23 protein-coding genes are annotated in these 21407 nt (G+C 74.5%); 10 read left to right on the plus strand and 13 right to left on the minus strand.

The annotated features are described in order from the left end of the window. The first annotated feature begins 8 nt into the window (after nucleotides 1-8). The gene (locus tag VKK44_RS20435) at nucleotides 9-242 is read left to right on the plus strand and encodes a DUF7455 domain-containing protein (RefSeq protein WP_091070720.1); all 234 of its coding nucleotides are present in this window, start codon (nucleotides 9-11) and stop codon (nucleotides 240-242) included. Nucleotides 243-332: 90 nt separating this feature from the next. Here the strand turns inward: VKK44_RS20435 and VKK44_RS20440 are convergent, their stop codons facing one another. From VKK44_RS20440 to VKK44_RS20450, 3 genes are all read right to left on the minus strand, one after another. After that, nucleotides 333-2003 carry a DEAD/DEAH box helicase gene (locus VKK44_RS20440; RefSeq protein ID WP_343447831.1) on the minus strand — a complete coding sequence of 557 codons (1671 nt, stop codon included), beginning with the start codon at nucleotides 2001-2003 and terminating at the stop codon, nucleotides 333-335. Between the two features lie 239 nt (nucleotides 2004-2242). Next, nucleotides 2243-2893: a trimeric intracellular cation channel family protein gene (locus VKK44_RS20445; RefSeq protein WP_343442777.1), complete on the minus strand. Its 651-nt coding sequence runs from the start codon at nucleotides 2891-2893 to the stop codon at nucleotides 2243-2245. Between the two features lie 40 nt (nucleotides 2894-2933). Continuing rightward, on the minus strand, nucleotides 2934-3152 hold the full coding sequence (locus VKK44_RS20450; RefSeq protein WP_107159174.1) for a DUF3039 domain-containing protein: 219 nt from the start codon (nucleotides 3150-3152) through the stop codon (nucleotides 2934-2936). Nucleotides 3153-3240: 88 nt separating this feature from the next. Here VKK44_RS20450 and VKK44_RS20455 point away from each other — a divergent pair, with 88 nt between their 5' ends. The 3 genes from VKK44_RS20455 to VKK44_RS20465 all read left to right on the plus strand — a co-directional run bounded on the left by VKK44_RS20455 (nucleotide 3241) and on the right by VKK44_RS20465 (nucleotide 6804). Beyond that, nucleotides 3241-4176 carry a pseudouridine-5'-phosphate glycosidase gene (locus VKK44_RS20455; RefSeq protein WP_343442778.1) on the plus strand — a complete coding sequence of 312 codons (936 nt, stop codon included), beginning with the start codon at nucleotides 3241-3243 and terminating at the stop codon, nucleotides 4174-4176. 224 nt (nucleotides 4177-4400) lie between these two features. Further along, complete coding sequence (locus VKK44_RS20460) at nucleotides 4401-5297, plus strand: carbohydrate kinase family protein (RefSeq protein ID WP_343447832.1); 897 nt, start codon at nucleotides 4401-4403, stop codon at nucleotides 5295-5297. A 244-nt stretch (nucleotides 5298-5541) separates the two neighbouring features. Then, nucleotides 5542-6804: an ISL3 family transposase gene (locus VKK44_RS20465; RefSeq protein ID WP_343442779.1), complete on the plus strand. Its 1263-nt coding sequence runs from the start codon at nucleotides 5542-5544 to the stop codon at nucleotides 6802-6804. Nucleotides 6805-6902: 98 nt separating this feature from the next. Here the strand turns inward: VKK44_RS20465 and VKK44_RS20470 are convergent, their stop codons facing one another. Then, a complete protein-coding gene (locus VKK44_RS20470) occupies nucleotides 6903-7262 on the minus strand; it encodes a DUF3099 domain-containing protein (protein ID WP_343442780.1) in 360 nt (119 codons plus the stop codon). 95 nt (nucleotides 7263-7357) lie between these two features. Here VKK44_RS20470 and VKK44_RS20475 point away from each other — a divergent pair, with 95 nt between their 5' ends. Next, the gene (locus VKK44_RS20475) at nucleotides 7358-7672 is read left to right on the plus strand and encodes a hypothetical protein (protein ID WP_343442781.1); all 315 of its coding nucleotides are present in this window, start codon (nucleotides 7358-7360) and stop codon (nucleotides 7670-7672) included. Continuing rightward, the gene (locus VKK44_RS20480) at nucleotides 7662-7973 is read left to right on the plus strand and encodes a hypothetical protein (RefSeq protein WP_343442782.1); all 312 of its coding nucleotides are present in this window, start codon (nucleotides 7662-7664) and stop codon (nucleotides 7971-7973) included. Before VKK44_RS20475 ends, VKK44_RS20480 begins: the two co-directional genes overlap by 11 nt. Before the next feature lie 14 nt (nucleotides 7974-7987). Here VKK44_RS20480 and VKK44_RS20485 read toward each other — a convergent pair whose 3' ends face one another. Beyond that, nucleotides 7988-8563 carry an HhH-GPD-type base excision DNA repair protein gene (locus VKK44_RS20485; protein ID WP_343442783.1) on the minus strand — a complete coding sequence of 192 codons (576 nt, stop codon included), beginning with the start codon at nucleotides 8561-8563 and terminating at the stop codon, nucleotides 7988-7990. Between the two features lie 110 nt (nucleotides 8564-8673). Continuing rightward, nucleotides 8674-9894, minus strand: a complete 1221-nt coding sequence (locus tag VKK44_RS20490; protein WP_343442784.1) for a S8 family peptidase — start codon at nucleotides 9892-9894, stop codon at nucleotides 8674-8676. Nucleotides 9895-10077: 183 nt separating this feature from the next. Between VKK44_RS20490 and VKK44_RS20495 the strand changes: the two genes are divergently transcribed. Both VKK44_RS20495 and dtd read left to right on the plus strand, forming a co-directional pair. Further along, nucleotides 10078-11562 carry a DUF7782 domain-containing protein gene (locus VKK44_RS20495; protein WP_343442785.1) on the plus strand — a complete coding sequence of 495 codons (1485 nt, stop codon included), beginning with the start codon at nucleotides 10078-10080 and terminating at the stop codon, nucleotides 11560-11562. Further along, nucleotides 11562-11984 carry a D-aminoacyl-tRNA deacylase gene (dtd, locus tag VKK44_RS20500; RefSeq protein WP_343442786.1) on the plus strand — a complete coding sequence of 141 codons (423 nt, stop codon included), beginning with the start codon at nucleotides 11562-11564 and terminating at the stop codon, nucleotides 11982-11984. Before VKK44_RS20495 ends, dtd begins: the two co-directional genes overlap by 1 nt. Here dtd and VKK44_RS20505 read toward each other — a convergent pair. Beyond that, entirely contained in the window at nucleotides 11981-12769 is a 789-nt protein-coding gene (locus VKK44_RS20505; protein WP_343442787.1) for a sporulation protein, read from the minus strand. The genes dtd and VKK44_RS20505 overlap by 4 nt on opposite strands. Nucleotides 12770-12990: 221 nt before the next feature. Between VKK44_RS20505 and sigB the strand changes: the two genes are divergently transcribed. Then, entirely contained in the window at nucleotides 12991-13977 is a 987-nt protein-coding gene (gene sigB / locus VKK44_RS20510; protein WP_343442788.1) for an RNA polymerase sigma factor SigB, read from the plus strand. Nucleotides 13978-14038: 61 nt separating this feature from the next. Here the strand turns inward: sigB and VKK44_RS20515 are convergent, their stop codons facing one another. The 3 genes from VKK44_RS20515 to VKK44_RS20525 are packed head-to-tail and all read right to left on the minus strand — an operon-like array spanning nucleotide 14039 to nucleotide 18706. Then, nucleotides 14039-16594, minus strand: a complete 2556-nt coding sequence (locus VKK44_RS20515) for a bifunctional acetate--CoA ligase family protein/GNAT family N-acetyltransferase (protein ID WP_343442789.1) — start codon at nucleotides 16592-16594, stop codon at nucleotides 14039-14041. Nucleotides 16595-16619: 25 nt separating this feature from the next. Continuing rightward, the gene (locus VKK44_RS20520; RefSeq protein WP_343442790.1) at nucleotides 16620-17801 is read right to left on the minus strand and encodes an acetoin utilization protein AcuC; all 1182 of its coding nucleotides are present in this window, start codon (nucleotides 17799-17801) and stop codon (nucleotides 16620-16622) included. A 47-nt stretch (nucleotides 17802-17848) separates the two neighbouring features. After that, nucleotides 17849-18706 carry a sulfurtransferase gene (locus VKK44_RS20525; protein ID WP_343442791.1) on the minus strand — a complete coding sequence of 286 codons (858 nt, stop codon included), beginning with the start codon at nucleotides 18704-18706 and terminating at the stop codon, nucleotides 17849-17851. Nucleotides 18707-18834: 128 nt separating this feature from the next. Between VKK44_RS20525 and VKK44_RS20530 the strand changes: the two genes are divergently transcribed. Next, nucleotides 18835-19491: a metal-dependent transcriptional regulator gene (locus tag VKK44_RS20530; protein ID WP_343447833.1), complete on the plus strand. Its 657-nt coding sequence runs from the start codon at nucleotides 18835-18837 to the stop codon at nucleotides 19489-19491. Nucleotides 19492-19504: 13 nt separating this feature from the next. Here the strand turns inward: VKK44_RS20530 and VKK44_RS20535 are convergent, their stop codons facing one another. From VKK44_RS20535 to VKK44_RS20545, 3 genes are all read right to left on the minus strand, one after another. Further along, nucleotides 19505-20056: a hypothetical protein gene (locus VKK44_RS20535; RefSeq protein ID WP_343442792.1), complete on the minus strand. Its 552-nt coding sequence runs from the start codon at nucleotides 20054-20056 to the stop codon at nucleotides 19505-19507. Nucleotides 20057-20142: 86 nt separating this feature from the next. After that, nucleotides 20143-20376 (minus strand): DUF5522 domain-containing protein, encoded by a 234-nt coding sequence (locus VKK44_RS20540; RefSeq protein ID WP_343442793.1) that lies wholly within the window; start codon nucleotides 20374-20376, stop codon nucleotides 20143-20145. A 71-nt stretch (nucleotides 20377-20447) separates the two neighbouring features. Continuing rightward, the gene (locus VKK44_RS20545) at nucleotides 20448-21386 is read right to left on the minus strand and encodes an asparaginase (protein ID WP_343447834.1); all 939 of its coding nucleotides are present in this window, start codon (nucleotides 21384-21386) and stop codon (nucleotides 20448-20450) included. Between the last annotated feature and the right edge of the window lie 21 nt (nucleotides 21387-21407).

The following is a 21407-nucleotide window of genomic DNA, read 5'->3' on the forward strand; positions in this document are numbered from 1 at the left end:
GGAAGGCGATGACCCCGACCCTCACGCCGCCGCCCGAGACGGTGAGCCCCCCGGCCGCCGATGAACGGTGCGACCGCTGTAATGCTGCCGGCAAGCTCCGGATCACCCTCTCGGGTGGGAGCGAGCTGGTGTTCTGTGGGCACCACGCGAACAAGTACGCGGAGGATCTCGTGAAGATCACCGTGCGGTACGCGACGGACCCGGAGTTCAGTTGGCGCGGCACCGATCTCATGGCGAACTGAGTCCGACAGACAATCCGTAACTCGACATAACCGACCGGAGACGCCCAGACGGGCGTCTCCGGTCGGTTTTTCGCGTCGGGTGGGCGCTCCTCAGAGCGTCTGCACGGTGGCGATGCGCTCCTCGAGCTGCTCGATGGTCGCCTGGGCGCTGGGCGGGCCGCCGCAGAGCCGGCGCAGCTCGGCGTGGATCTTGCCGTGCGGCTGTCCGGTGCGGTGGTGCCGGGCGGCCACCAGGGCGTTCAGTTGCCGCCGTAGGGCCACGCGACGCTGGGCCGCACTCATCGGTGGGGGCGCCGCCGCCGGGGCCGCCACGGCCGGCTCAGCGGCCCGCTGGGCCGCCCGGCGCTTCTGCGCGGCGAGCTGGTCGGCCTGCCGCTTGGTCAGCAGCAGCGAGACCTGGTCGGCGGTGAGCAACCCGGGGAGGCCGAGGTATTCCTCCTCCTCCGGCGTGCCGGCCTGGGCGGCGGTGCCGAACGACGCGCCGTCGAAGATCACCTGATCCAGTTCGGCGGTGGCGGAGAGCGCGGCGAACCGCTTCTCCAGCTCGCCGCTGGCCCCGTCGTCGCGCTGGGCGCGCTCCAGCAGGTCGTCGTCGAAGCCCTCCCGATCCTTGGGCTTGCCGAGCACGTGGTCCCGCTCGATCTCCATCTCGCTGGCCAGCCCGAGCAGGTGCGGCACGCTGGGCAGGAAGACCGAGGCGGTCTCGCCCGGACGGCGGGCCCGGACGAACCGGCCGATCGCCTGCGCGAAGTAGAGCGCGGTGCTGGCGCTGGTCGCGTAGACCCCGACGGCCAGCCGGGGGATGTCCACGCCCTCGGACACCATCCGCACCGCCACCAGCCAGCGCTGCTCGGAGACCGCGAACGTCGCGATCCGCGCGGACGCGCCCTGGTCGTCGGAGAGCACCACGGCGGCCTTCTCGCCGGTCACCTGCTCCAGCAGCTTGGCGTACGCGCGGGCCACCTGCTGGTCGCTGGCGATGACCAGGCCGCCCGCGTCGGGCATGCCGTTGGCCCGCAGCACGCTCAGCCGGGCGTCGGCGGCGCGCAGCACCTGCGGCATCCAGTCACCGGCCGGGTCCAGCGCGGTCCGCCACGCCTGCGCGACCAGGTCCTGCGTCATCGGCTCGCCCAGCCGGGCGGCCAGCTCGTCGCCGGCGTTGGTGCGCCACCGGGTCTCCCCGGAGTAGGCCAGGAACAACACCGGCCGGACCACGCCGTCGCGTAGCGCGTCGGCGTAGCCGTAGACCGAGTCGGCGCGGGAGCGCAGCAGCCCGTCCCCGCCGCGCTCGTAGCTGACGAACGGGATCGGGTTGTCGTCGGAGCGGAACGGCGTGCCGGTGAGCATCAGCCGGCGTACCGCGGGCTCGAACGCCGCCTTGACGCCGTCGCCCCAGGTGCGGGCGTCGCCGGCGTGGTGGATCTCGTCGAGGATGACAAGCGTCCGCCGGGTCATGGTGCGCCGCCGGTGCACCTGCGGCGCCATGCCGACCTGGGCGTACGTGACCACCGCACCGTGGAAGTCGGCGGCGGAGTGCAGGTCGGCGTTGCGGAACGCGGCGTCGAGCTGGATGCCGACCCGGGCCGCGGCCTGCGCCCACTGGGTCTTCAGGTGCTCGGTCGGCGCGACCACGGTGACCGCCTCGACGGTGCCGTCGGCGAGCAGCTCGGCGGCGATCCGCAGGGCGAAGGTGGTCTTTCCGGCGCCGGGGGTGGCGACCGCGGTGAAGTCCTCGGCCCGGCGGCGAAGGTACTCCACCATCGCCTTGCGTTGCCAGGCACGCAGGGGTGGGAACGTGTCGAGCGCCGGCAACCGCGGTGGCACGGGTAGCTCCTCTCCGCCGCGGACGGCGACGGGCCCGACCGGGGCCACGGGGGCCGCCGCCCATGAAAACGCCCTCGCGCATCCGTGCCGCGAAGGCCGGCTCAGCATAACCAGCGGGGCCGTTCCGCCCCACCCGACGCCACGCTGGTCACATCCGCCCACCCCGGCGGGTCGGCTCAGCGCAGTGGTCCCCGGGTGCCGGTACGGGGCTGGCGCATCGTCGGCACCGGGGCGGACCAGCGCCGGCGCAGCGAGATCAGCCGCAGCCCGAAGACGAAGACCGCGGCACCGGTCAGCGGCCCGGTGGTGGCCTGCCCGTACGTCGACAGCACCGTCACCGCGATCGAGCCGGCGAGCGCGGCCACCGCGTAGATCTCCCGGCGCAGCACCACCGGGATCTCGCCGGTGAGCAGGTCCCGGCCCAGCCCGCCGCCGATCGCGGTGAGCATGCCGATCATGCAGGCGCCGACGGCCGGCACGTGTGCGTCGAGCGCCTTGAGCGTGCCGGTGACGGTGAACAGGGCCAGCCCGGCGGCGTCCAGCACCAGCACGGTGGTGCGCAGTCGGGCGAGCTGCGGGTGCAGCCGGAACACGGCGGCGGCGGTGACGGCCGCGGTGACCGCGTACCGCCAGTCGGCGAACGCCAGCGGGGGCACCTCGTCGATGACCAGGTCGCGGAAGATGCCGCCGCCGAGGGCGGCGACCACGCCGACGAAGACCACCCCGAACAGGTCGAGCCGTTTGGCGACCGCGGCGGAGGCGCCGGAGGCGGCGAAGACCGCCACGCCGGTGAGGTCGGCGAGGAGCAGGGCGGTGGAGGTGGTCACCGGCGCAGGCTACGTGGGCGGGCGGCGGAGCCGCCCGCGATCACTCGCCCCAGGACTCGTAGATCTCCTTGCACTTCGGGCAGACCGGTGAACCGGGCTTGGCGGCCTTGGTCACCGGGAAGGTCTCCCCGCACAGCGCGATGACGTACGTGCCCATGACCGCGCTCTCGGCGATCTTGTCCTTGCGCACGTAGTGGAACATCTCGGGGCCGGTGTCGGCCTCCTTCTGCTCCGGGCGTTCGAGAATCTCAGTGCTCACGTCCCCACCTCCGGCTTCCCAGTTTCGCAGGCCGGCCGGGTCGGGTCCACCACAGCCCCTCCGGCGGGCGGCCCGTACCGTAACGGAAGTGACCAACTTTCGCATCAGTCTCGGTGGTGAGGTGGCCGACGCCCTGCGCGCCGGGCGTCCCGTCGTGGCGCTGGAGAGCACCATCGTCTCGCACGGCCTCCCCCGGCCGGACAACCTGCGCGTGGCGCGGCAGATCGAGCAGGCGGTCCGCGACGCGGGCGCGGTCCCGGCCACCATCGGCATGGTTGCCGGCGAGCTGCGGGTCGGGCTGGACGACGCCCAGCTCACCCGGCTCGCCACCGTCGACGGCGTGAGCAAGCTCTCGGTCCGCGACCTGGCGCCGGCGGCGGCGGCCGGCGCGGACGGCGCCACCACCGTGGCGGCCACCAGCGCGGTGGCGGCGGCGGCCGGGATCGGCGTGTTCGCCACCGGCGGGCTGGGCGGGGTGCACCGGGAGGCGGCGCAGACGTTCGACGAGTCCGCGGACCTGGTCACGCTGGCCCGCACCCCGATCGCGGTGGTCTGCGCCGGCGTCAAGTCGATCCTGGACGTGGGCGCCACGCTGGAACGGCTGGAGACGCTGGGGGTGAGCGTGGTCGGCTACCGCACCCGCCGGTTCCCCGGCTTCTACCTCACCGACGCCGGCTTCGACCTGGACTGGTCGGTGGACTCGCCGCAGCGGGTGGCCGACGTGCTGGCCGCCCGCGCCGCGCACGGCCTGCACCAGGGCGGGCTGATCGTGGCCAACCCGCTGCCGGCCGACGAGCAGCTCGACCCGGCGCTGCACGACCGCACGCTCGCCGACGGGCTGGCCGCGCTGGCCCGGGAAGGGATCACCGGCAAGGCGGTGACCCCGTTCCTGCTGGCCCACTTCCACGCCGCCACCGAGGGGGCCAGCCTGGCGGTGAACGTCCGGATCATCCTGCGTAACGCCGACCTGGCGGCGCGCATCGCGGTCGCCGCGGCGGCCCGGTCCGCCGCCGATCCGGCATGAGCGAACGCACCGAGCGCAGCGAGGGCCGTGAGCGCATGCCCAGCCAGCGCGGCATGAGCGAACGCACCGAGCGCAGCGAGGGCCGTGCGGGCATGCCCGGCTGGCACGGCATGAGCGAACGCACCGAGCGCAGCGAGGGCCGTGCGGGCATGCCCGGCTGGCACGGCATGAGCGAACGCACCGAGCGCAGCGAGGGCCGTGCGGGCATGCCCGGCTGGCACGGCATGAGCGGGGCACCCCGCATCGTCGTGGTCGGCGACGTGATCACGGACGTGGTCGCGATGCTGTCCGGCCCGCTCGCGACCGGCTCGGACACCGCGGCCGGGATCCGGTTCAGCGGCGGCGGGCAGGCGGCCAACACCGCGGCCTGGCTCGCCGGCCAGGGCGCCGCCGTGACGCTGGTGGCCGCCGTCGGCGACGACGAGACCGGCCGGGACCGGGTCGCCGAGCTGACCCGGACCGGGGTGGACTGTGCGGTGGAGCGGCACGAGGGCTACCCGACCGGCACGGTGATCGTGCTCACCCACGCCGGGGAGCGCACCATGGTCAGCCAGCGCGGCGCGAACCTGCGGCTGACCGCGCGGCACGTCGACGCCGCCGTCGCGGCGGCGCCCGACGCCGGGCACCTGCACCTGTCCGCGTACACCCTGTTGGACGTCGGGTCGCGCGGCGCGGGCCTGCGCGCGTTGGCCGCCGCCCGCGAGCGCGGGCTGACCGTCAGCGTCGACGCGGCCTCCGCGGCGCCGCTGCGGCGCGTCGGCGGGTCGTTCCTGACCTGGGTACGCGACGTCGACCTGCTGCTGGTCAACACGGACGAGGCGACCGTGCTGGCCGGTGGCCTGGACCCGGCGGCGCAGGCGCGGGCGCTGACCGCGGTGGCGCACCGGGTGGTGGTGAAGCGCGGCGCGGCCGGGGCGGTCTGGGTGGAGCGCGGCGGCCGGGTGGAGACGGCCCCGGCACCCGGGGTGGCCGTGGTGGACGTCACCGGCGCCGGGGACGCGTTCGCGGCCGGCCTGCTCACCGCCTGGCTGGCCGGGGCCGACCCCCGCGCGGCGCTGGCCCGGGCCGGCGACCTCGGTGCCCTGGCCGTGACCACTGTCGGCGCCCGTCCGGGCGCCTGAACCGGCGGGCGGCGGCGGGCGGGCGGCACTGGCCGGCGCGCGGTCGGGCTGGGCGATGACCGGCCGAATGCGGCGTGTCGCGCTCGGGGCGGGGTGGGCCTGGTGACGGATATACCCCTTGGTCATATTTATGGGTCTTGTGACGTGTTTGTGGGTGGTTGGGCGCGTCGTTGATGGCGCACGCCGTTGTCCTGCCTAGGTTCTGGCTTGTCGAAGGTCAGAACTGAGTGGGCGGGGCAACGGCGTGCGTTCGGTAAGGGTATGGGCTCGGTTGTTCGGGGTCGAGCAGGCGGTGGTGGAGGGTGTCGAGTTCGATGCGGTCGAGCAGGTGGTGGTGGCTCGGGTGCGGGTGGCTCGGGGTGCTCGGCGGCGGTGTCCGTTTTGCCGGCGGCGGTGTCCTGGTTATGACGCGGGGGTGCGTCGGCGGTGGCGGGCGTTGGATCTGGGGGTGGTGCGGGCGGTGATCGAGGCCGATGCGCCGCGGGTGTCGTGTCGGGTGCATGGGGTGGTGGTCGCGGCGGTGCCGTGGGCCAGGCATGGGGCGGGGCATACCCGGGCGTTCGATCAGGCGGTGGCGTGGTTGGCGGTGCACGCGGCGAAGTCGGTGGTGTCGCGGTTGATGCGGATCAGTTGGCGCACGGTGGGTGCGATCATCGCGCGGGTGTGGGCTGATAGCGGCGCAGCGGTGGATCGCCTCGACGGGTTACGTCGTATCGGTATCGACGAGGTCAGCTACAAGAAAGGCCACCGGTATCTGAGCGTGGTGGTGGATCACGACACCGGCCGGCTGGTGTGGGCCGCTGCGGGCAAGAGCGCGGCTACGTTGCACGAGTTCTTCGACCTGCTCGGACCCGAGCGGGCAGCCGCGATCACCCACGTGTCGGCTGACGGCGCGGACTGGATCACCACCGTGGTGCGCCGTCGTTGCCCGAACGCGGTGCGCTGCGCCGACCCGTTCCACGTCGTGGCCTGGGCCAGCGACGCCGTGGACCGAGTCCGCCGGCAGGTATGGAACGCCGCCGCCGGTCGGGGAACAGGCCGTCGCGGTGTCGCCGTCGGCGAAGCGCGGCTGGTGAAGAACACCCGCTGGGCGTTGTGGAAGAACCCGGACAACCTCACCGGCGCACAACGGGCCACCCTCGACTGGATCGCCAAGAACCACCCCCGCCTACACCGAGCCTGGGCCCTCAAAGAAGGCCTGCGCTACGTGTTCACCCTGGCCAAAACCAGCCCCACCACAGCGGTCCAAGCCCTCGACCAATGGATCGGCTGGGCCCGCCGCAGCCGCATCGACATCTTCGTCGACCTGCAACGCCGCGTGGTCCGCCACCGCGACGCCATCATCGCCTCGCTCGAACACGGCCTGTCCAACGGCCGCATCGAATCCGTCAATGCCAAGATCCGCCTCATCACCCGGATGGCCTTCGGCTTCCACTCACCCCACGCCCTCATCGCCCTAGCCCTACTCAGCCTCGGCGGCCACCGCCCCCAACTCCCCAACCGATGACCCACACATCCAGCACAAAATCCATATTTATGACTGAGGGGTATATCGGTTTTTCGGGGACCGCTCCGGTCCGGCGTCACGGAGAGTGGTCCGACCGCTCAGGGCTCGGCGTCGATGACCTTGTGCGGGCGTTCCTCGGCGGAGAGCGCCATCGGCGGCGTCTCGTCGCGGCCCCGGGGCTGGAAACGGTTGGCCAGCCGGTGCTCCTCCTTGGGCGGGCGGTCGTTCGCCAACAGCACCGCCAGCCACGGGATGAGCACCATGCCGAACGCGCACAGCGGCAACCACAACCAGAGCAGCGGGGCCTTGGCGCCGACCAGGATCGCGCCCGCGACGATGCAGGCGACCCGGATGCCCATCATCAGCACGTAACGCTTCTGCCGACTGGTGAGCTGGTCGTCCTGGCTGCGCCGGGCGTCGGTGATCAGGATCGGCTGGTAGGCCTGACGCTTCACCACGGACCTCCTACGAGGGGATACGACCCATCCTGTCACTCGGGGCAGGTGATCGGCGACAATCCGGCGACGTGTTACGACCGTGGTACGCTGCGCCCGTGGCCAACCGGTTCAGCTTCACCGACGAGGCGCTGGCGAACCTGCGGGTCTACGACGTCACACCCGGGGAAGTCTGGGAGGCACTGCACAGCAACCGCCGGGTCATCCGGCACCTGGGCGACGACGTGATGGTGGTCTACGCCACCGACCACCGCGGCCGGCGTCTCGCCGTGCTGCTGGCCGAGGCCGACGGCACCGACAACGACTGGGACATCCTCTCCGCCCGCGAGCTGAGCGACGTCGAGGCCAAGCGCTACGACGAGGCGGTCCGGAGGGCACGCCGACGAGGAGGAGGCGGTCACCATGCACCGTGACGAGGCGACCAAGCGGTTCCACACCGGCGGCGACGCGTTCGCCGACCTGATCGACGAGACGTCGCCGGCGCAACTGCCCACCCCCGACACCGACGTGCCGATGGTCAGCCGGTCGGTCCGCCTGCCGCTGGAGACGTACGAACGGGTCCGGGCCGCCGCCGACGCCCGCGGCATCGGGGTGACCACGCTGATGCGGCAGTGGATCGAGGCGGGCCTGGCCGACCTGGACGACTCGGCCACGGTCTCGCTCGCCGACGTCCGCCGCGCGCTGGCCTCGCTGTCCCGCCCGACCGCCGCCTGACCGGCGGCGCCGCGTCAGCCCTTCGCGGCCTTCGCCTCCGCCTTCATCCGCTGCTTGAACTCGCGCACCCGGCCCAGCGACTCCGGATCGGTCACGTCCGCGACCGACCGGTACGCCTCCGCGTCGCCGTAGGCGCCGGCCGCCTCGCGCCAGCCCGCCGGGGCGACGCCGAACCGCTTGCCGAGCAGCGCCACGAAGATCTGCGCCTTCTGCCGGCCGAAGCCGGGCAGCTCACCGACCCGGCGCAGCAGCTCCGCACCGTCGGCGGCCTCGGACCAGAGCCGCGCCGGGTCGCCGTCGTAGCGCTCGACCAGCGCGCGGCAGACCTCCTGCACCCGGGCGGCCATCGCCTTGGGGAACCGGTGCAGCGCCGGCGGCCGGGCGAACAGCTCCACCAGCGCGTCCGGGTCGTACCCGGCCAGCTCCCGGGCGTCCGGCTCGTGGCCGAGCCGCTGCGCCAGCACGTACGGCGAGGAGAACGCCTTCTCCATCGGCACCTGCTGGTCCAGCACCATGCCGAGCAGCAGCGCCAGCGGGTCACGCGCCAGCAACTCGTTGGCGTGCGGGTCGATGGGCAGGGAGAGCGTCATGCCCCCATCTTGCCGCCCCGGCCGCCGGTTCCGCCGCCGACTCCCCGACAGCACGACGCGGCCCGGTGGACCCCACTCGGGTCCACCGGGCCGCGACCGCACGACGAGCGTCAGTTGACGACGAAGAGCAGCCGGTTCGGCGAGCCCGTGCCGGGGCTGGTCACCTTGCCGGTGGTGGCGTTGCTGGTCAGGTAGCTGGCCACCTGCGCCGGGGTGTAGGACGGGTTCGCCGACAGCACCAGCGCCGCCGCGCCGGCCACGTGCGGCGACGCCATCGAGGTGCCGCTGATCGTGTTGGTCGCGCTGTCGCTGCTGTTCCAGGACGACGTGATGGACGAGCCCGGGGCGAAGATGTCCACGCAGGTGCCGTAGTTGGAGAAGGACGAGCGGGCGTCGGTGCTGGTGGTGGAGCCCACCGTGATCGCCGAGGCGACCCGGGCCGGCGAGGAGTTGCAGGCGTTGGCGTTGGAGTTGCCGGCCGCGAGCGCGTACGTGATGCCCGAGCTGATCGAGTTGGCCACCGCGTTGTCCAGCGTGGTGCTGACGCCGCCGCCGAGGCTCATGTTGGCCACCGCCGGCTTGACCGCGTTCGAGGTGACCCAGTTGACGCCGTTGACCACGCCCGCGGTGGTGCCGCTGCCGGAGCAGTTGAGCACCTTGACCGCGATCAGACGGACGTCCTTGGCCACGCCGTACGTGCTGCCGCCGACCGTGCCGGCGACATGCGTCCCGTGGCCGTTGCAGTCGGTGTTGTTGCTGTCCACCGTGTTGGTGCCCCAGGTGGCCCGACCGCCGAACTGGCTGTGCGTGGTCCGGATGCCGGTGTCGATGATGTAAGCGCGCACGTTGCTGGCGGTGTTCGGGTAGGTGTAGGTGCCGTTCAGCGGCAGGTTGCGCTGGTCGATCCGGTCCAGCCCCCAGGTGGCGCCGGTCTGGGTGCCCTGGGCGGTCACCCGGCGGTCCTGCTCGACGTAGGCGACGGCCGGGTCGGCGGCCAGCCGACGCGCCTGCCCGGTGCTCATCTTCGCGCTGTAGCCGGTGAGGGCGGCGCTCCACACCGCGCCGACGCTGCCGCCGTAGCGCTTCGCCAGGCCGGCGGCCCGGTCCGGCACGGCGGTACGCGCGGTGCGGCTGTTCGCGGCGCCGACCGCGTCGCCCTTGAGCACGACCAGGTAGCTGCCGCTGACGGCGTCGGCGGCGCCGGCGAACCGGATCTGACCGGTCGGCGCGGCGAGGGCCGGGGTGGAGGCGGCGGCGGTGAGGGCCGCGGCGGCGGCCGTGACAGCGAGCGCGCGCAGCACGCGACGCCGGGGGGCGGACACGTCGGGCATCGTCTGGCTCCCTACCGGGCGGGCCGGTTCGTGGCCGGCGGACCGCCCATCGACGGATGTTGGGGGGAATGCTAACCACACATCGATGTTCATGAAAGAGATAGTTGCCGGGTAATACCTTCCGCACGCCGCAGCCGGCGGGTGCCCGCCACACCGGGGCGGTGGGCGAGGCAGGATGACCACGTGGACCGTCACGAGATGCTGCTCTCCCCCGCCGGGGTCGACGCGCTGCGCACCGCGCTGACGTCGGCCGACTTCACCGCCAACGGGATCGCCGGGCGGCTCGGCTCGCAGGCCACCGGTGGGGTGGCCCGCAACGACTTCCGGGCCGCGCTGCGCGCCACCGAGGACCGCGACCGCCTGGGCACCCTGATCCGGGTGTTCATCTGCGACCGCACCGAGCCGGAGCCGGTGGTGGCCGCCGCGCTGGCGCCACTGACGGTGGACGAGGCGCTCGCCGGCGGCCTCGTCGAACGGCACGGCGACGGCCTGCGCGCCGGCGTCGACCTGGAGCCGTACGCCGACGACTGGTGGGTGCTCGCCGACGTGCCGGCCAGCGCCCGACCCGGCCGGCCGTTGCACGCCGAGCACGTGCTCGGCATCGGCGGGGCCACCCAGACGCTGATCAGCGCCGCCGTACGCCGCCCGGTGGAGACCGCGCTGGACCTCGGCACCGGCTCCGGCGTGCAGGCACTGCACCTGGGCACCCACGCCCGCCGGGTCACCGCCACCGACGTCTCGGAGCGGGCGCTGCGCTTCGCCGCCACCACCGCCGCGCTCAACGGCCAGGACTGGGAACTGCTCCGCGGCGACCTGGTCGCCCCGGTCGCCGGACGCCGCTTCGACCTGGTGGTCAGCAACCCGCCGTTCGTGGTCGGCCCGGGCACCACCACGCACGTCTACCGCGACTCCGGGCGGGTCGGCGACGCGATCGGCGCCGAGTTGGCCGCCGCCGCGCCGCACCTGCTCACCGACGGCGGCACCATGCAGTACCTGGCGAACTGGGTGCACGTCACCGGCGAGGACTGGGCCGACCGGGTCACCGGCTGGTTCGCCGGCACCGGGCTGGACGCCTGGGTCATCCAGCGCGAGGTCGCCGACCCGATGGCGTACGTCAACCTCTGGCTCACCGACGTCGGGGAGAGCGCCGACCCGCAGCGGATGGAAGCGTGGCTGGACTGGTTCGACGCGCACAAGGTGGAGGCGATCGGCTTCGGCATCGTGTCGCTGCGCCGGGCCGGCCACGAGCAGCCGATCGTCCGGGTCGAGGACCTGCGCCAGCGGGTCGAACCACCGCTCGGCGACCGGATCGCCGACTGGTTCGACCGGCAGGACTGGCTGCGCGCCCGGGACACCGACGGTCTGCTCGCTGCCCGCTACCGCGCCGCCGACGGGCTCCAGCTCCGCCAGGAGGCCACCATGGGCGACGACGGCTGGGCGGTGGACCGGCAGGTCCTCGCCGCGCCGCGCGGGCTGCGCTGGTCCGAGGAGATCGACCCGCTGGTGCTCGCCCTGGTCGGCGGCGCGGACGGCCGACTGCCGCTGCGCGACCAGCTCGCCCTGCTCGCCGCCGCGCACGACGTGGCCCCGGACGAGCTGGCCGAGGCGGCCGGCCCGATCGTGGCGCACCTGGTCGAGCGCGGCCTCGTCGAGCCGGTGACGGACTGATGCGGGCGCTGGTGCAGACCGTCGCCCGGGCCTGCGTCACGGTCGACGACGCGGTGGTGGGCGAGATCGCCGACGGGCTGCTGGTGCTGGTCGGCGTCACCCACGCCGACACCCCGCAGGTGGCCGCCACCATGGCCCGCAAGCTGCACGAACTGCGCATCCTGGACGACGAGCGCAGCGCCGCGGACACCGGGGCGCCGCTGCTCGTGGTCAGCCAGTTCACGCTCTACGGCGACGCCCGCAAGGGCCGGCGGCCGAGCTGGACCGCCGCCGCCCCGGCGGACGTCGCCGAGCCGCTGGTCGAGGCCGTGGTCGAGGAGCTGCGCGCCCGCGGCGCGACGGTGCAGACCGGCCGGTTCCGCACCCACATGCGGGTGGAGAGCGTCAACGTCGGCCCCCGCACGCTCCTGTTGGACCTCTAGAAGAACAGGCCGCGCCGGGACAACGACTGGCGGAGCCAGCCGTCGAGCTGGGCGGCCCAGTCGGTGCGGTCCGCCGTGGCGTGGTCGACAGTGAACCGGCCGAACGCGTCGCGGCCCTCGGTGAACAGGCCGCCCCGCTTGTCCATCTCCAACACCACCTGCATCTGCCGCGGGTCGGTGACGAAGGTGACCTCGAGCTGGTTCATCGCGCCGGCGTACTGCGGCGCCGGATAGAACTCGATCTCCTGGTAGAACGGCAACTGCTGGTGTACGCCGTAGATGTGGCCCCGCTCGACGTCGGCGCGGGCGAACCGGAAGCCCAGCCGCAGCAGCGCCTCCAGCAGCCGCTCCTGGGCCGGCAGCGGGTGCACCGCGACCGCGTCCAGGTCACCGGAGTCCACCGCGCGGGCCACCTCCAGCTCGGTCCGCAGCCCCATGGTCATGCCGTGCAGGTGCTGGCCGTACAGGTCGGTGAGCGGCGTCTCCCAGGGCACCTGGAAGCGGAACGGCACGTCGTGGCGCTGCCCCGGGTCCAGCCGGAACGCGCCGGTCATCTGGACCCGGCCGAACTCCTGGTTGGTGTTGTACTCCGAGTCGCCGCTCTCCACCTCCACGCGGGTGAGCAGGCCGAGCGAGATCCAGCTCACGTCCACCGGGTGCTCGCCGCCGACCACCTGGATCCGGCCCTCCAGCTGACCGCCGGGGCGGCAGTTCGGGTTGGCCAGCACCGTCTGCACCGACGGCCCGCCCACCCCCATCGCCTGCATGAGCCGCTTGAAGACCACCTGAGTTCTCCGATCGCCGGTTCGTCCCCGGCCCTGCCGGCCGGTTCGCTGGCACGGTAACCGGGCGGGACAAGCCACAGCCGGGTTCCCCCGGATTCGTGTCGGGTCCCCGATCGCCTCACTCCCGTCTCACGCCCCGATTGCGAAGCTGTTTGTCACCGGCCCCCACCGCGCCGGCGGCACGGGCCGGTACGGCACGTAGGACACGGGGAGAGACAGAGATGACCCAGCAGATGATCGAGCACCAGGACATGGACGTCACCCTCACGGACCTGGACGCCACCGACGACCGCGGCGTCTCCACCGACCTGGTCCGGGCGTACCTGAACGGCATCGGCCGCACCAAGCTGCTCACCGCGGCGCAGGAGGTCGAGCTGAGCAGGCGGATCGAGGCCGGCCTCTTCGCCGAGGAGAAGCTCGCCACCTGCACGCCGGTCTCCGACGAGCTGCGCGCGGACCTGGCGCTGGTCGCGGCCGAGGGACGCGCCGCCAAGGACCACCTGCTGGAGGCGAACCTGCGGCTGGTGGTGAGCATCGCCAAGCGCTACACCGGGCGCGGCATGGCCTTCCTCGACCTGATCCAGGAGGGCAACCTCGGCCTCATCCGCGCCGTCGAGAAGTTCGACTACACCAAGGGCTTCAAGTTCTCCACGTACGCCACCTGGTGGATCCGCCAGGCCATCACCCGCGCCATGGCCGACCAGGCCCGCACCATCCGCATCCCGGTGCACATGGTCGAGCAGGTCAACCGGATGGTCCGGGTCCGTCGGGAGCTGTCGGTGACGCTGGGCCGCGAGCCCACCGTCGCCGAGGTCGCCACCGCGCTGGAGATCCCCGAGTACCAGGTGATCGAGCTGATCTCCTTCGACCGGGAGCCGGTCAGCCTGGACCAGGCCGTCGGCGAGGACGGCGAGAGCGCGCTCGGTGACTTCGTCGCCGCCGTCGACCCGCGCACCGAGCCGGGCGACGCCGCCGCCAACGGCGAACTGCGCAACGAGGTACGGATCGTGCTGGCCACCCTCTCCCAGCGGGAGCAGGCGGTGATCCGGCTGCGCTTCGGCCTGGACGACGGTCGGCAGCGCACCCTGGACGAGGTGGGCCGCGAGTTCGGGCTGTCCCGGGAGCGGATCCGGCAGATCGAGAAGGTGACGCTGCTCAAGCTGCGCGACCCGGAGCGGGCGAACCGGCTGGAGGCGTACGCCTGCTGACCGACGCTCTGCACCGACCGGCCCCGGCGGTTCGCCGGGGCCTGTCGCGTGTGGGGCCGCCCTACAACCGGCGCGGGCCGGTGTCGGGGCGCGCGGCCTCCGCGCCGGTGCCGACGGTGGCGTGCAGCACCGAGATGCCGTCCGGGCGGGCCAGCACCGGGTTGAGCGTGAGCGAACGCACCCGCGGCTGCTCGTCGGCCAGCCGGCCGACCCGCAGCAGCAGGTCGACCAGGGCCGCCCGGTCCACCGGGGCGGCGCCCCGGTGCCCGTGCAGCAGCGGCGCGGCGCGCGGCTCGTCGACCAGCTCGGCCGCGTCCCGGTCGGTCAGCGGCACCGCCCGCCAGGCCCGGTCACCGAGCAGCTCGGTCGCCACCCCGCCCAGCCCGAACCCGACCACCGGCCCGAACGCCGGATCCTCCACCAGCTCCACCACGCACGCCACGCCCGGCGCCACCATCGGCTGCACCAGCATCTCCGCGCCGAACACCGGAGCCATCTCGGCGTACGCGCGACGCACCGCCCCGGCGTCGGCCAGGTCGAGCCGGACCGCGCCCAGGTCGAGACGGTGGCGCAGCCCCGGGGCGGCGGCCTTCAGCGACACCGGCCAGCCGAGCCGCTCCCCCGCCGCCACCGCCTCCTCCGCCGAACGGGCCGGCCCGGACGCCACCACGTCGATCCCGTACGCGCGCAGCAGCGCCGCCGGATCGGCCCCGTCCGGGCCCAGCGCGGCCTGCCCGGCCGCCCGGTCGACCCGGGTCAGCTCGGGCAGCACGCCCGGCGGCCGGCGCAGCCAGTCCGCGTACCGGGTGACCCGGGCCAGCGCCCGCACCGCCTCCTCCACGCTCGGGTACGCCGGCACGCCGGTCGGCACCCGCCCGGCCAGGGACGTCGCCACCACCGGCTTGCCGGTGGCCCGCGCGTCCGGCAGCGCCGCCACGAAGTCCACCTCCGGGTCGGTGAGCTGACCGGGCAGCGGCGGCGCGAACACCGCCACCAGGGCGTCCACCCGTTCGTCCGCCGCGGCGGCGGCCAGCGCGGCGGCGTACGCGACCGCGCCGCCGGTCGGCCCGACGTCGTGCGGGTACCCGTCGACGACGAGCAGCCCCTGGGCGGCGCACGCGGTCGCGGCCAGCCCGCTCAGTGCCGACGAGTTGCCGACCACGGCGACCCGCCGACCGGCCGGCAACGGCTGGTGCGCCAACAGCACGCCCACGTCGAGCAGCTCGGCGACCGTGTCCACCCGCAGCACCCCGGACTGCGCGAACAGCGCGCTCACCGCGACGGCGTCCAGCGCCGGCGCCTCGCCCACCCCCGGCGGCCGGGCCAACGACGCCAGCGCCACCACCGGCTTGCTCCGGCCGATGTGCCGGGCCAGCCGGGCGAACTTGCGGGGGTTGCCGAACGTCTCCAGGTAGAGCGTGATCACGTCGGTGCCCGGATCGTCCTGCCAGTACTGCAACAGGTCGTTGCCGGACACGTCGGCCCGGTTGCCGGCCGAGACGAAACTGGACAGCCCCAGCCCGCGCCGGGACGCCTCGGCCAGCAGCGCCACCCCGAACGCGCCGGACTGGCTGAACACGCCCACCCGGCCCGGCGCCGGCAGCACCGGGGCGAGCGTGGCGTTGAGCCGTACCGCCGGGTCGGTGTTGGCGACGCCGAGACAGTTCGGGCCGATTACCCGCATGCCGGCCAGGTGCGCGGCCCGTACCAGGGCCCGCTGCGCCGCCGCGCCGGCCGGGCCGGCCTCGGCGAACCCGGCCGAGATCACCACCAGCCCGTGCGCTCCCGCGTGGGCGGCATCCCGCACCACGTCGTGCACCGCGTCCGGCGGGACCACCACCACGGCCAGGTCGACGTCGAGGCCCGCGTCGGCCGCCGACGGGTACGCCGGCAACCCGGCCACGGTCGCCGCGCTCGGGTGCACCGGCACGATCGAACCGGTGAACCCGCCGTCGCGCAGGTGCCCGAGCAGCGCCGCGCCGACGCCCTGGCCGGTGGTGCTGGCGCCGTAGACGGCGATGCCGCGCGGGGCGAGCAGCCGGGCGATGGACCGCGCCTCGGTGCGGTGCTCCCGGCCGCGCTGCACCGCGAGCGTCGCCTCGGTGGCGGCGATCGGGAAGCTCAGGTGCACCACGCCGTCGGCGTACTGGCGCTGGACCTGGTAACCGAAGTCGGCGAAGACCCGCAGCATCGTCCCGTTCGCCGGCAGCACCTCGGCGACGAAGTGCGCGATGCCGTGCCGGCCGGCCGCGTCCGCGAGGTGCTCCAGCAGCACCGAGCCGATGCCCCGGCCCTGGTAGGCGTCCTCCACCACGAACGCCACCTCGGCCTCGGGCGAGGCGGGACCGAGCCGCTCGTACCGGCCGACGGCCACGATCCGCTCGCCGGCCAGCACCACGAACGCCTCCCGGTCGCGGTGGTCCACCGTGACGAACCGCTTCAGGTCCCGCTCCGGGATGCGCGGGTACGGCGAGAAGTACCGCAGGTAGCGGGTGCGCTCGGAGAAGCGGGCGTGCATCGCCACGATCGCCGCCGCGTCGTCCGGGCGGATCTGCCGCAGCTGGACGGTCGTGCCGTCGCTGAGCAGCACGTCCACCGGTTGCTCGACGGTGCTCACCGGTCGGTCCTCGCCCACCGCCGGCTCAGTCGCGGGGGTCGTGCGGGTCGAGCCCGAGCAGCGGGAAGACGGCCTTGCGGGTGGCCGCGACCGCCCGGTCCACCGCGTTCGGCTCGCCGCTGGGCTGCCAGGGCTGGAACTCCGGGTCGACGTCGTCGGTCATCCGCAGCGGGACGTCGTGGCCGGGCCGTCGGCGCGCGGCCAGCTCCCGCCAGCCCGGCGGGGTGAGCGTCGCCGGGTCCAGCGGCTCGCCGGTGGCCACCGCGAGCAGGTGCGTCCAGGCCCGGGGCACCACCTCGACCAGCGCGTACCCGCCGCCGCCGGTGGCCACCCAGCGGCCGTCGCACAGCTCGTCGGCGAGCGCCCGCAACGCCCGGTAGGTGGCCCGCTGCCCGTCCACGGACAGGTGCAGGTCGGCCAGCGGGTCGCTGCGGTGCCCGTCCGCGCCGCACTGGGTGATGAGCACCTGGGGCCGGAACGCGCGCAGCACCGACGGCACCACCGCGTGGAACGCCCGCTGCCAGCCGGCGTCGCCGACCCCCGGCGGCAGCGGCACGTTGACCGCGCTGCCCTCCGCGCCGGGCCCGCCGGTCTCGTCCGGGAAACCGGTGCCGGGGAAGAGCGCCAGCGGGGTCTCGTGCAGGCTGACCGTGAGCACCCGCGGGTCCCGGTAGAAGACCTCCTGCACCCCGTCGCCGTGGTGCACGTCCACGTCGACGTACGCGATCCGTTCCGCGCCCAGGTCGAGCAGGCGGGCGATGGCCACCGCCGGATCGTTGTAGACGCAGAAGCCGGCGGCCCGGGCCGGCATGGCGTGGTGCAGGCCGCCGGCCACGTTCACCGCGCGCCGCGCCTCGCCCCGCCAGACCGCCTCGGCGGCGGCCACGGTGGCGCCGACGATCAGCGCGCTGGACTCGTGCATCCCGTCGAAGACCGGATTGTCCGAGGTGCCGAGCCCGAAGCCGGCGAAGAGCGGGTCGCGCGGCGCGGCCCGGACCGCGTCCAGGTAGGCCGGATCGTGCACCCGGGTGAGCAGCGCGTCGTCGGCCGGCTCGGGCCTGACCAGGCGCACGCCGGGCCGGTCGAGCACACCCAGCTCGCGGGCGAGCGCCATGGTCAGCTCGACGCGGACCGGGTCGAGGGGATGATCCCCCATGTCGTAGGCGAGGAGGGCGGAGTCCCACAGCACCACCGTGTCGTCGGCCATGCGGCCATCGTCGCATGCGGGCGCGGATGCGCCCACCAGCCGCGCGCTCACCGGCCCGACGGGCCGCCGGTCGCCACCGGACGGGCCGGGTCGGCCACCCACTCGCTCCAGGAGCCGACGTACAGCGCCGCGTCCGGTCGGCCGGCCAGGTGCAGCGCCAGCACCGTCTGCGCGGCGGTCACTCCCGAGCCGCAGTACGCCCCGACCGGCGTGTCCCCGGTCACCCCGGCCGCGGCGAACCGGGCGCGCAGCGCCTCGGCGGCCGGGAACCGGCCCCGGGTGGCGTACTCCGGGGCGGGCAGGTTGACCGCGCCCGGCACGTGCCCGGCGACCGGGTCGACCGGCTCGGTCTCGCCCCGGTAGCGCGGGGCGGCCCGCACGTCGAGCAGCACCGCGTCGTCGGCGGCGGCGAGCCGGGCGGCCTGCCCGGCGTCGAGCACCGGCAGCCCGCCCGGGGTGACCGTCACGTCGCCGGGCGCCGGGGTGGGCGTCGCGGTGTCCACCGGCAGGCCGGCGGCGACCCAGGCCGGGAAGCCGCCGTGCAGCACCCGGACCGCGCGGTGCCCCGCCCAGCGCAGCGTCCACCAGGCCCGGGCGGCGGACATGCCGTCGCCGCCGTCGTACACCACCACCGGGTGACCGGCGCGGACGCCGGCGGCCCGCAGCGCGGCCTGCAACGCGGCGGGGTCGGGCAGCGGGTGCCGACCGGCGGCGCCCGGCGGCCCGCACAGCTCGGTGTCCAGGTCGACGAAGACGGCACCGGGCAGGTGGCCGGCGGCGTGGTCGTCGCGGCCGGGCGGACCGACCAGCCGCCAGCGGACGTCGAGCAGGACGGGCGGGTCGGCGCGGTCGAGTTCGGCGGCGAGCCGGTCCGGCTCGACCAACAGCTCTGCGGTTCCGGACATGCGACCCAGTCAACACCATCCCGCCATCGACCTCCCGCTTCGCCTGCGGTGGAGCGTCGGTGGTTACGGGTAGCATCGGACGCCGGGAGGCCGCTGACGTGAAGCACGACCTGGTTGACACGACCGAGATGTACCTGCGCACCATCCTCGAGTTGGAGGAGGAGGGTGTGCCGCCGCTGCGCGCCCGCATCGCCGAGCGGCTCCGGCAGAGCGGCCCGACCGTCAGCCAGACCGTCGCCCGGATGGAGCGCGACGGTCTGCTCACCGTCGAGGGCGACCGGCACCTGACCCTCACCGCGCTGGGCCGCAACACCGCGGTCTCGGTGATGCGCAAGCACCGGCTGGCCGAGCTGCTGCTGGTCAACGTGATCGGGATGCCCTACGAGGAGGCCCACGAGGAGGCCTGCCGCTGGGAGCACGTGATGAGCGACGCGGTCGAGAAGCGGGTCTACGACCTGCTCAACCGCCCGACCCGGTCGCCGTACGGCAACCCGATCCCGGGGCTGGAGGAGCTGGGCGACCCGGGCCAGCCGCCGACCGAGACCGTCGAGAGCGAGCGGAACCTGGCCTTCCCCGGCCTGTCCGGCTCGGTGGTGGTGCGGCGGATCTGCGAGAGCGTGCAGACCGACGCGGACGTGCTCCGGCAGTTGCACGCGGCGGGCGTCGACCCGGGCGCCACCGTCACCGTGGCGCAGGAGCGCGACGGCGTCTCCATCGACCGCTCCGGCGACCGGGTGCGGCTGCCCCGCGAGGTGGCCTCCCGCGTCTTCGTCGCGGCCCGCTGACGGGCCGGCCGGCTCACAACTGCCGGGTGTCGATCACCTTGGCCAGCGCGACCAGCTTGCCGGTCGCCTGCGCCACCTCCGCCGGGGCGGTGCCCTCGGGGCTGGTCCAGCGCAGGCTGGCGAGGCGGTCCTCGGCGGCCAGCCAGCCCACCTCGGCGACCGGGCCGGCGTTCGCGGTCTTCGGCAGCGTCCGCCGGTAGGCGATCTTGCCGAGCTTGGTGACCTTCGTCGCCCCGCCCGGCTGCACGTCGGCGGCGAACGTCGCCGCGTCGATCGACGTGTCGGTCACCGCGAGCGTCAGTTCCGGCAGCACCGCGCCCTGGGCGCGGACCACGCACGTGTGCGTGTCGCCCTGGTCGGTGGCGGCGGCCACGTCGAACGTGCCGCCGGTGTGCGCGGCGATCACCGCGAAGTCGAGCAGCCGGCACGCCCCGCCGGACGAGGCGGCGGCGACCTCGGTCACGGGCGGCGGGGCCGCCGGCACGGCCACCGGGGACCTGTCGTCGGCGCAGCCGGCGGCGAGCAGGACGGCCGAGACGGCCAGCCAGGTACTACGGGCACGCACGGGAAGACCTCCGCGGTCGGCGGCGGGGCCGGCCCGCCGGAGTTCCGTCGGACACCGTACGGCGCGGACGACAGGGACGGAAGGCCCTAATCGGCCACGTACGGACAGTGCCGGCACCCTCGCCCGCAGCACGTCCCGCGCCGGGCCAGGAACCCGGCGCTGAGCACGAAGAGCCCGGTCTCCGGGTCGAGGTAGCCGGCCTCCCCGGCGGCCAGCGCGGCGGCGTGCGCCGCGAGGATCCGCTCCCGCCCGGGATGCCCCGGCGCCAGCCGCGACGGGTGCGGCTCGGTCAACGGCCGGTCCGCCAGCTCGTCACTCACCGCTGGAGTGTAAGGAGGGGCCCCTTCTTGACGTTCTCCGCATAGGTGGGGCCCCTTCTCAAACACACCTCTCAGCCGTGCAGCGCGAACGCCTCCGCGACCGCCGCACGGTCGGCCCCGGCGGCGAGCAGCAGCCGCAGCAGCACCTTCGCCTTGTACGGGTCGAGCAACCCGCCGTCGACCAGCCCGCGCCGCCGCAGGTCCCGCTCCGAGCCGACCGCGCCGTAGGTGTCCCGCAGCACCGACCCGGCGCCGGTGCGCGACGTCAGCACCACCGGCATCCGCCCGGCCAGCGCGCCCAGCGCCGGGGCGAACGCCGGCGGCACGTGCCCCACCCCGAACCCGGCCACCACCAACCCGTCCCGGCCGGCGGCGACCGCGTCGAGCAGCGCCACGTCGTCGTCGAGCGTGACCGGGTGCAGCGCCACCCGGGTGGCGGCCAGCCGGTCGCGGTCCACCGCCGGCAGCGGCACGAGCCGAGGCGGCCGGGTGAGCACCCGTACCCGCCCCTCGATCACGTGCCCGAGCGGCCCGGCGTTGGGCGAGACGAACGTGCCCGTACTGGTGCTGTGGGTCTTGCGCACGAACCGCGCGGCGTGGATCTCGTCGTTCATCGCGACCAGCACGCCGAGGTCCCGCGCGGCCGGCGCAGCCGCGACCCGGGCCGCCGCGAGCAGGTTCGCCGGCCCGTCCGGGCCGGCCAGCGTCGGGTTGCGCATCGCGCCGGTGAACACCAGCGGCGCGGCGCGCGACCAGACCAGGTCGGCCAGGAACGCGGTCTCCTCCAGCGTGTCGGTGCCCTGGGTGACCACCACGCCGGTCGCCCCGCCGTCGACCGCTTCGGCCGCCGCGTCCACCAGGTCGAGGATCTGCCGGTACGCGAGCGCGGCGCTGGGCACCGCCTCGACGTCGCGCACGTCGAGCGGGACGTCGGCGAGCCCGGGTACGGTGGCGGTGAGGTCGGCGCCGGTGAGCCGGGTGACCACTCCCCCGTCGCCGGCACCGGCCATCGCGATGGTCCCGCCGAGGGT

It is taken from the genome of Micromonospora sp. DSM 45708 (assembly GCF_039566955.1).
In the GTDB taxonomy this organism is placed as follows: domain Bacteria; phylum Actinomycetota; class Actinomycetes; order Mycobacteriales; family Micromonosporaceae; genus Micromonospora.

Excerpts from the sequence above, each read along its gene's own strand:
- VKK44_RS20525 (WP_343442791.1), bottom strand. The coding sequence starts at position 18,706 with ATGTCCGGAACCGCAGAGCTGTTGGTCGAGCCGGACCGGCTCGCCGCC.
- dtd (WP_343442786.1), top strand. The coding sequence starts at position 11,562 with ATGCGGGCGCTGGTGCAGACCGTCGCCCGGGCCTGCGTCACGGTCGAC.
- VKK44_RS20480 (WP_343442782.1), top strand. The coding sequence starts at position 7,662 with ATGCACCGTGACGAGGCGACCAAGCGGTTCCACACCGGCGGCGACGCG.
- VKK44_RS20435 (WP_091070720.1), top strand. The coding sequence starts at position 9 with ATGACCCCGACCCTCACGCCGCCGCCCGAGACGGTGAGCCCCCCGGCC.
- VKK44_RS20490 (WP_343442784.1), bottom strand. The coding sequence starts at position 9,894 with ATGCCCGACGTGTCCGCCCCCCGGCGTCGCGTGCTGCGCGCGCTCGCT.
- VKK44_RS20520 (WP_343442790.1), bottom strand. The coding sequence starts at position 17,801 with ATGGCCGACGACACGGTGGTGCTGTGGGACTCCGCCCTCCTCGCCTAC.
- VKK44_RS20485 (WP_343442783.1), bottom strand. The coding sequence starts at position 8,563 with ATGACGCTCTCCCTGCCCATCGACCCGCACGCCAACGAGTTGCTGGCG.
- VKK44_RS20545 (WP_343447834.1), bottom strand. The coding sequence starts at position 21,386 with ATGGCCGGTGCCGGCGACGGGGGAGTGGTCACCCGGCTCACCGGCGCC.
- VKK44_RS20530 (WP_343447833.1), top strand. The coding sequence starts at position 18,835 with ATGTACCTGCGCACCATCCTCGAGTTGGAGGAGGAGGGTGTGCCGCCG.
- VKK44_RS20460 (WP_343447832.1), top strand. The coding sequence starts at position 4,401 with ATGAGCGGGGCACCCCGCATCGTCGTGGTCGGCGACGTGATCACGGAC.
- VKK44_RS20440 (WP_343447831.1), bottom strand. The coding sequence starts at position 2,003 with ATGGTGGAGTACCTTCGCCGCCGGGCCGAGGACTTCACCGCGGTCGCC.
- sigB (WP_343442788.1), top strand. The coding sequence starts at position 12,991 with ATGACCCAGCAGATGATCGAGCACCAGGACATGGACGTCACCCTCACG.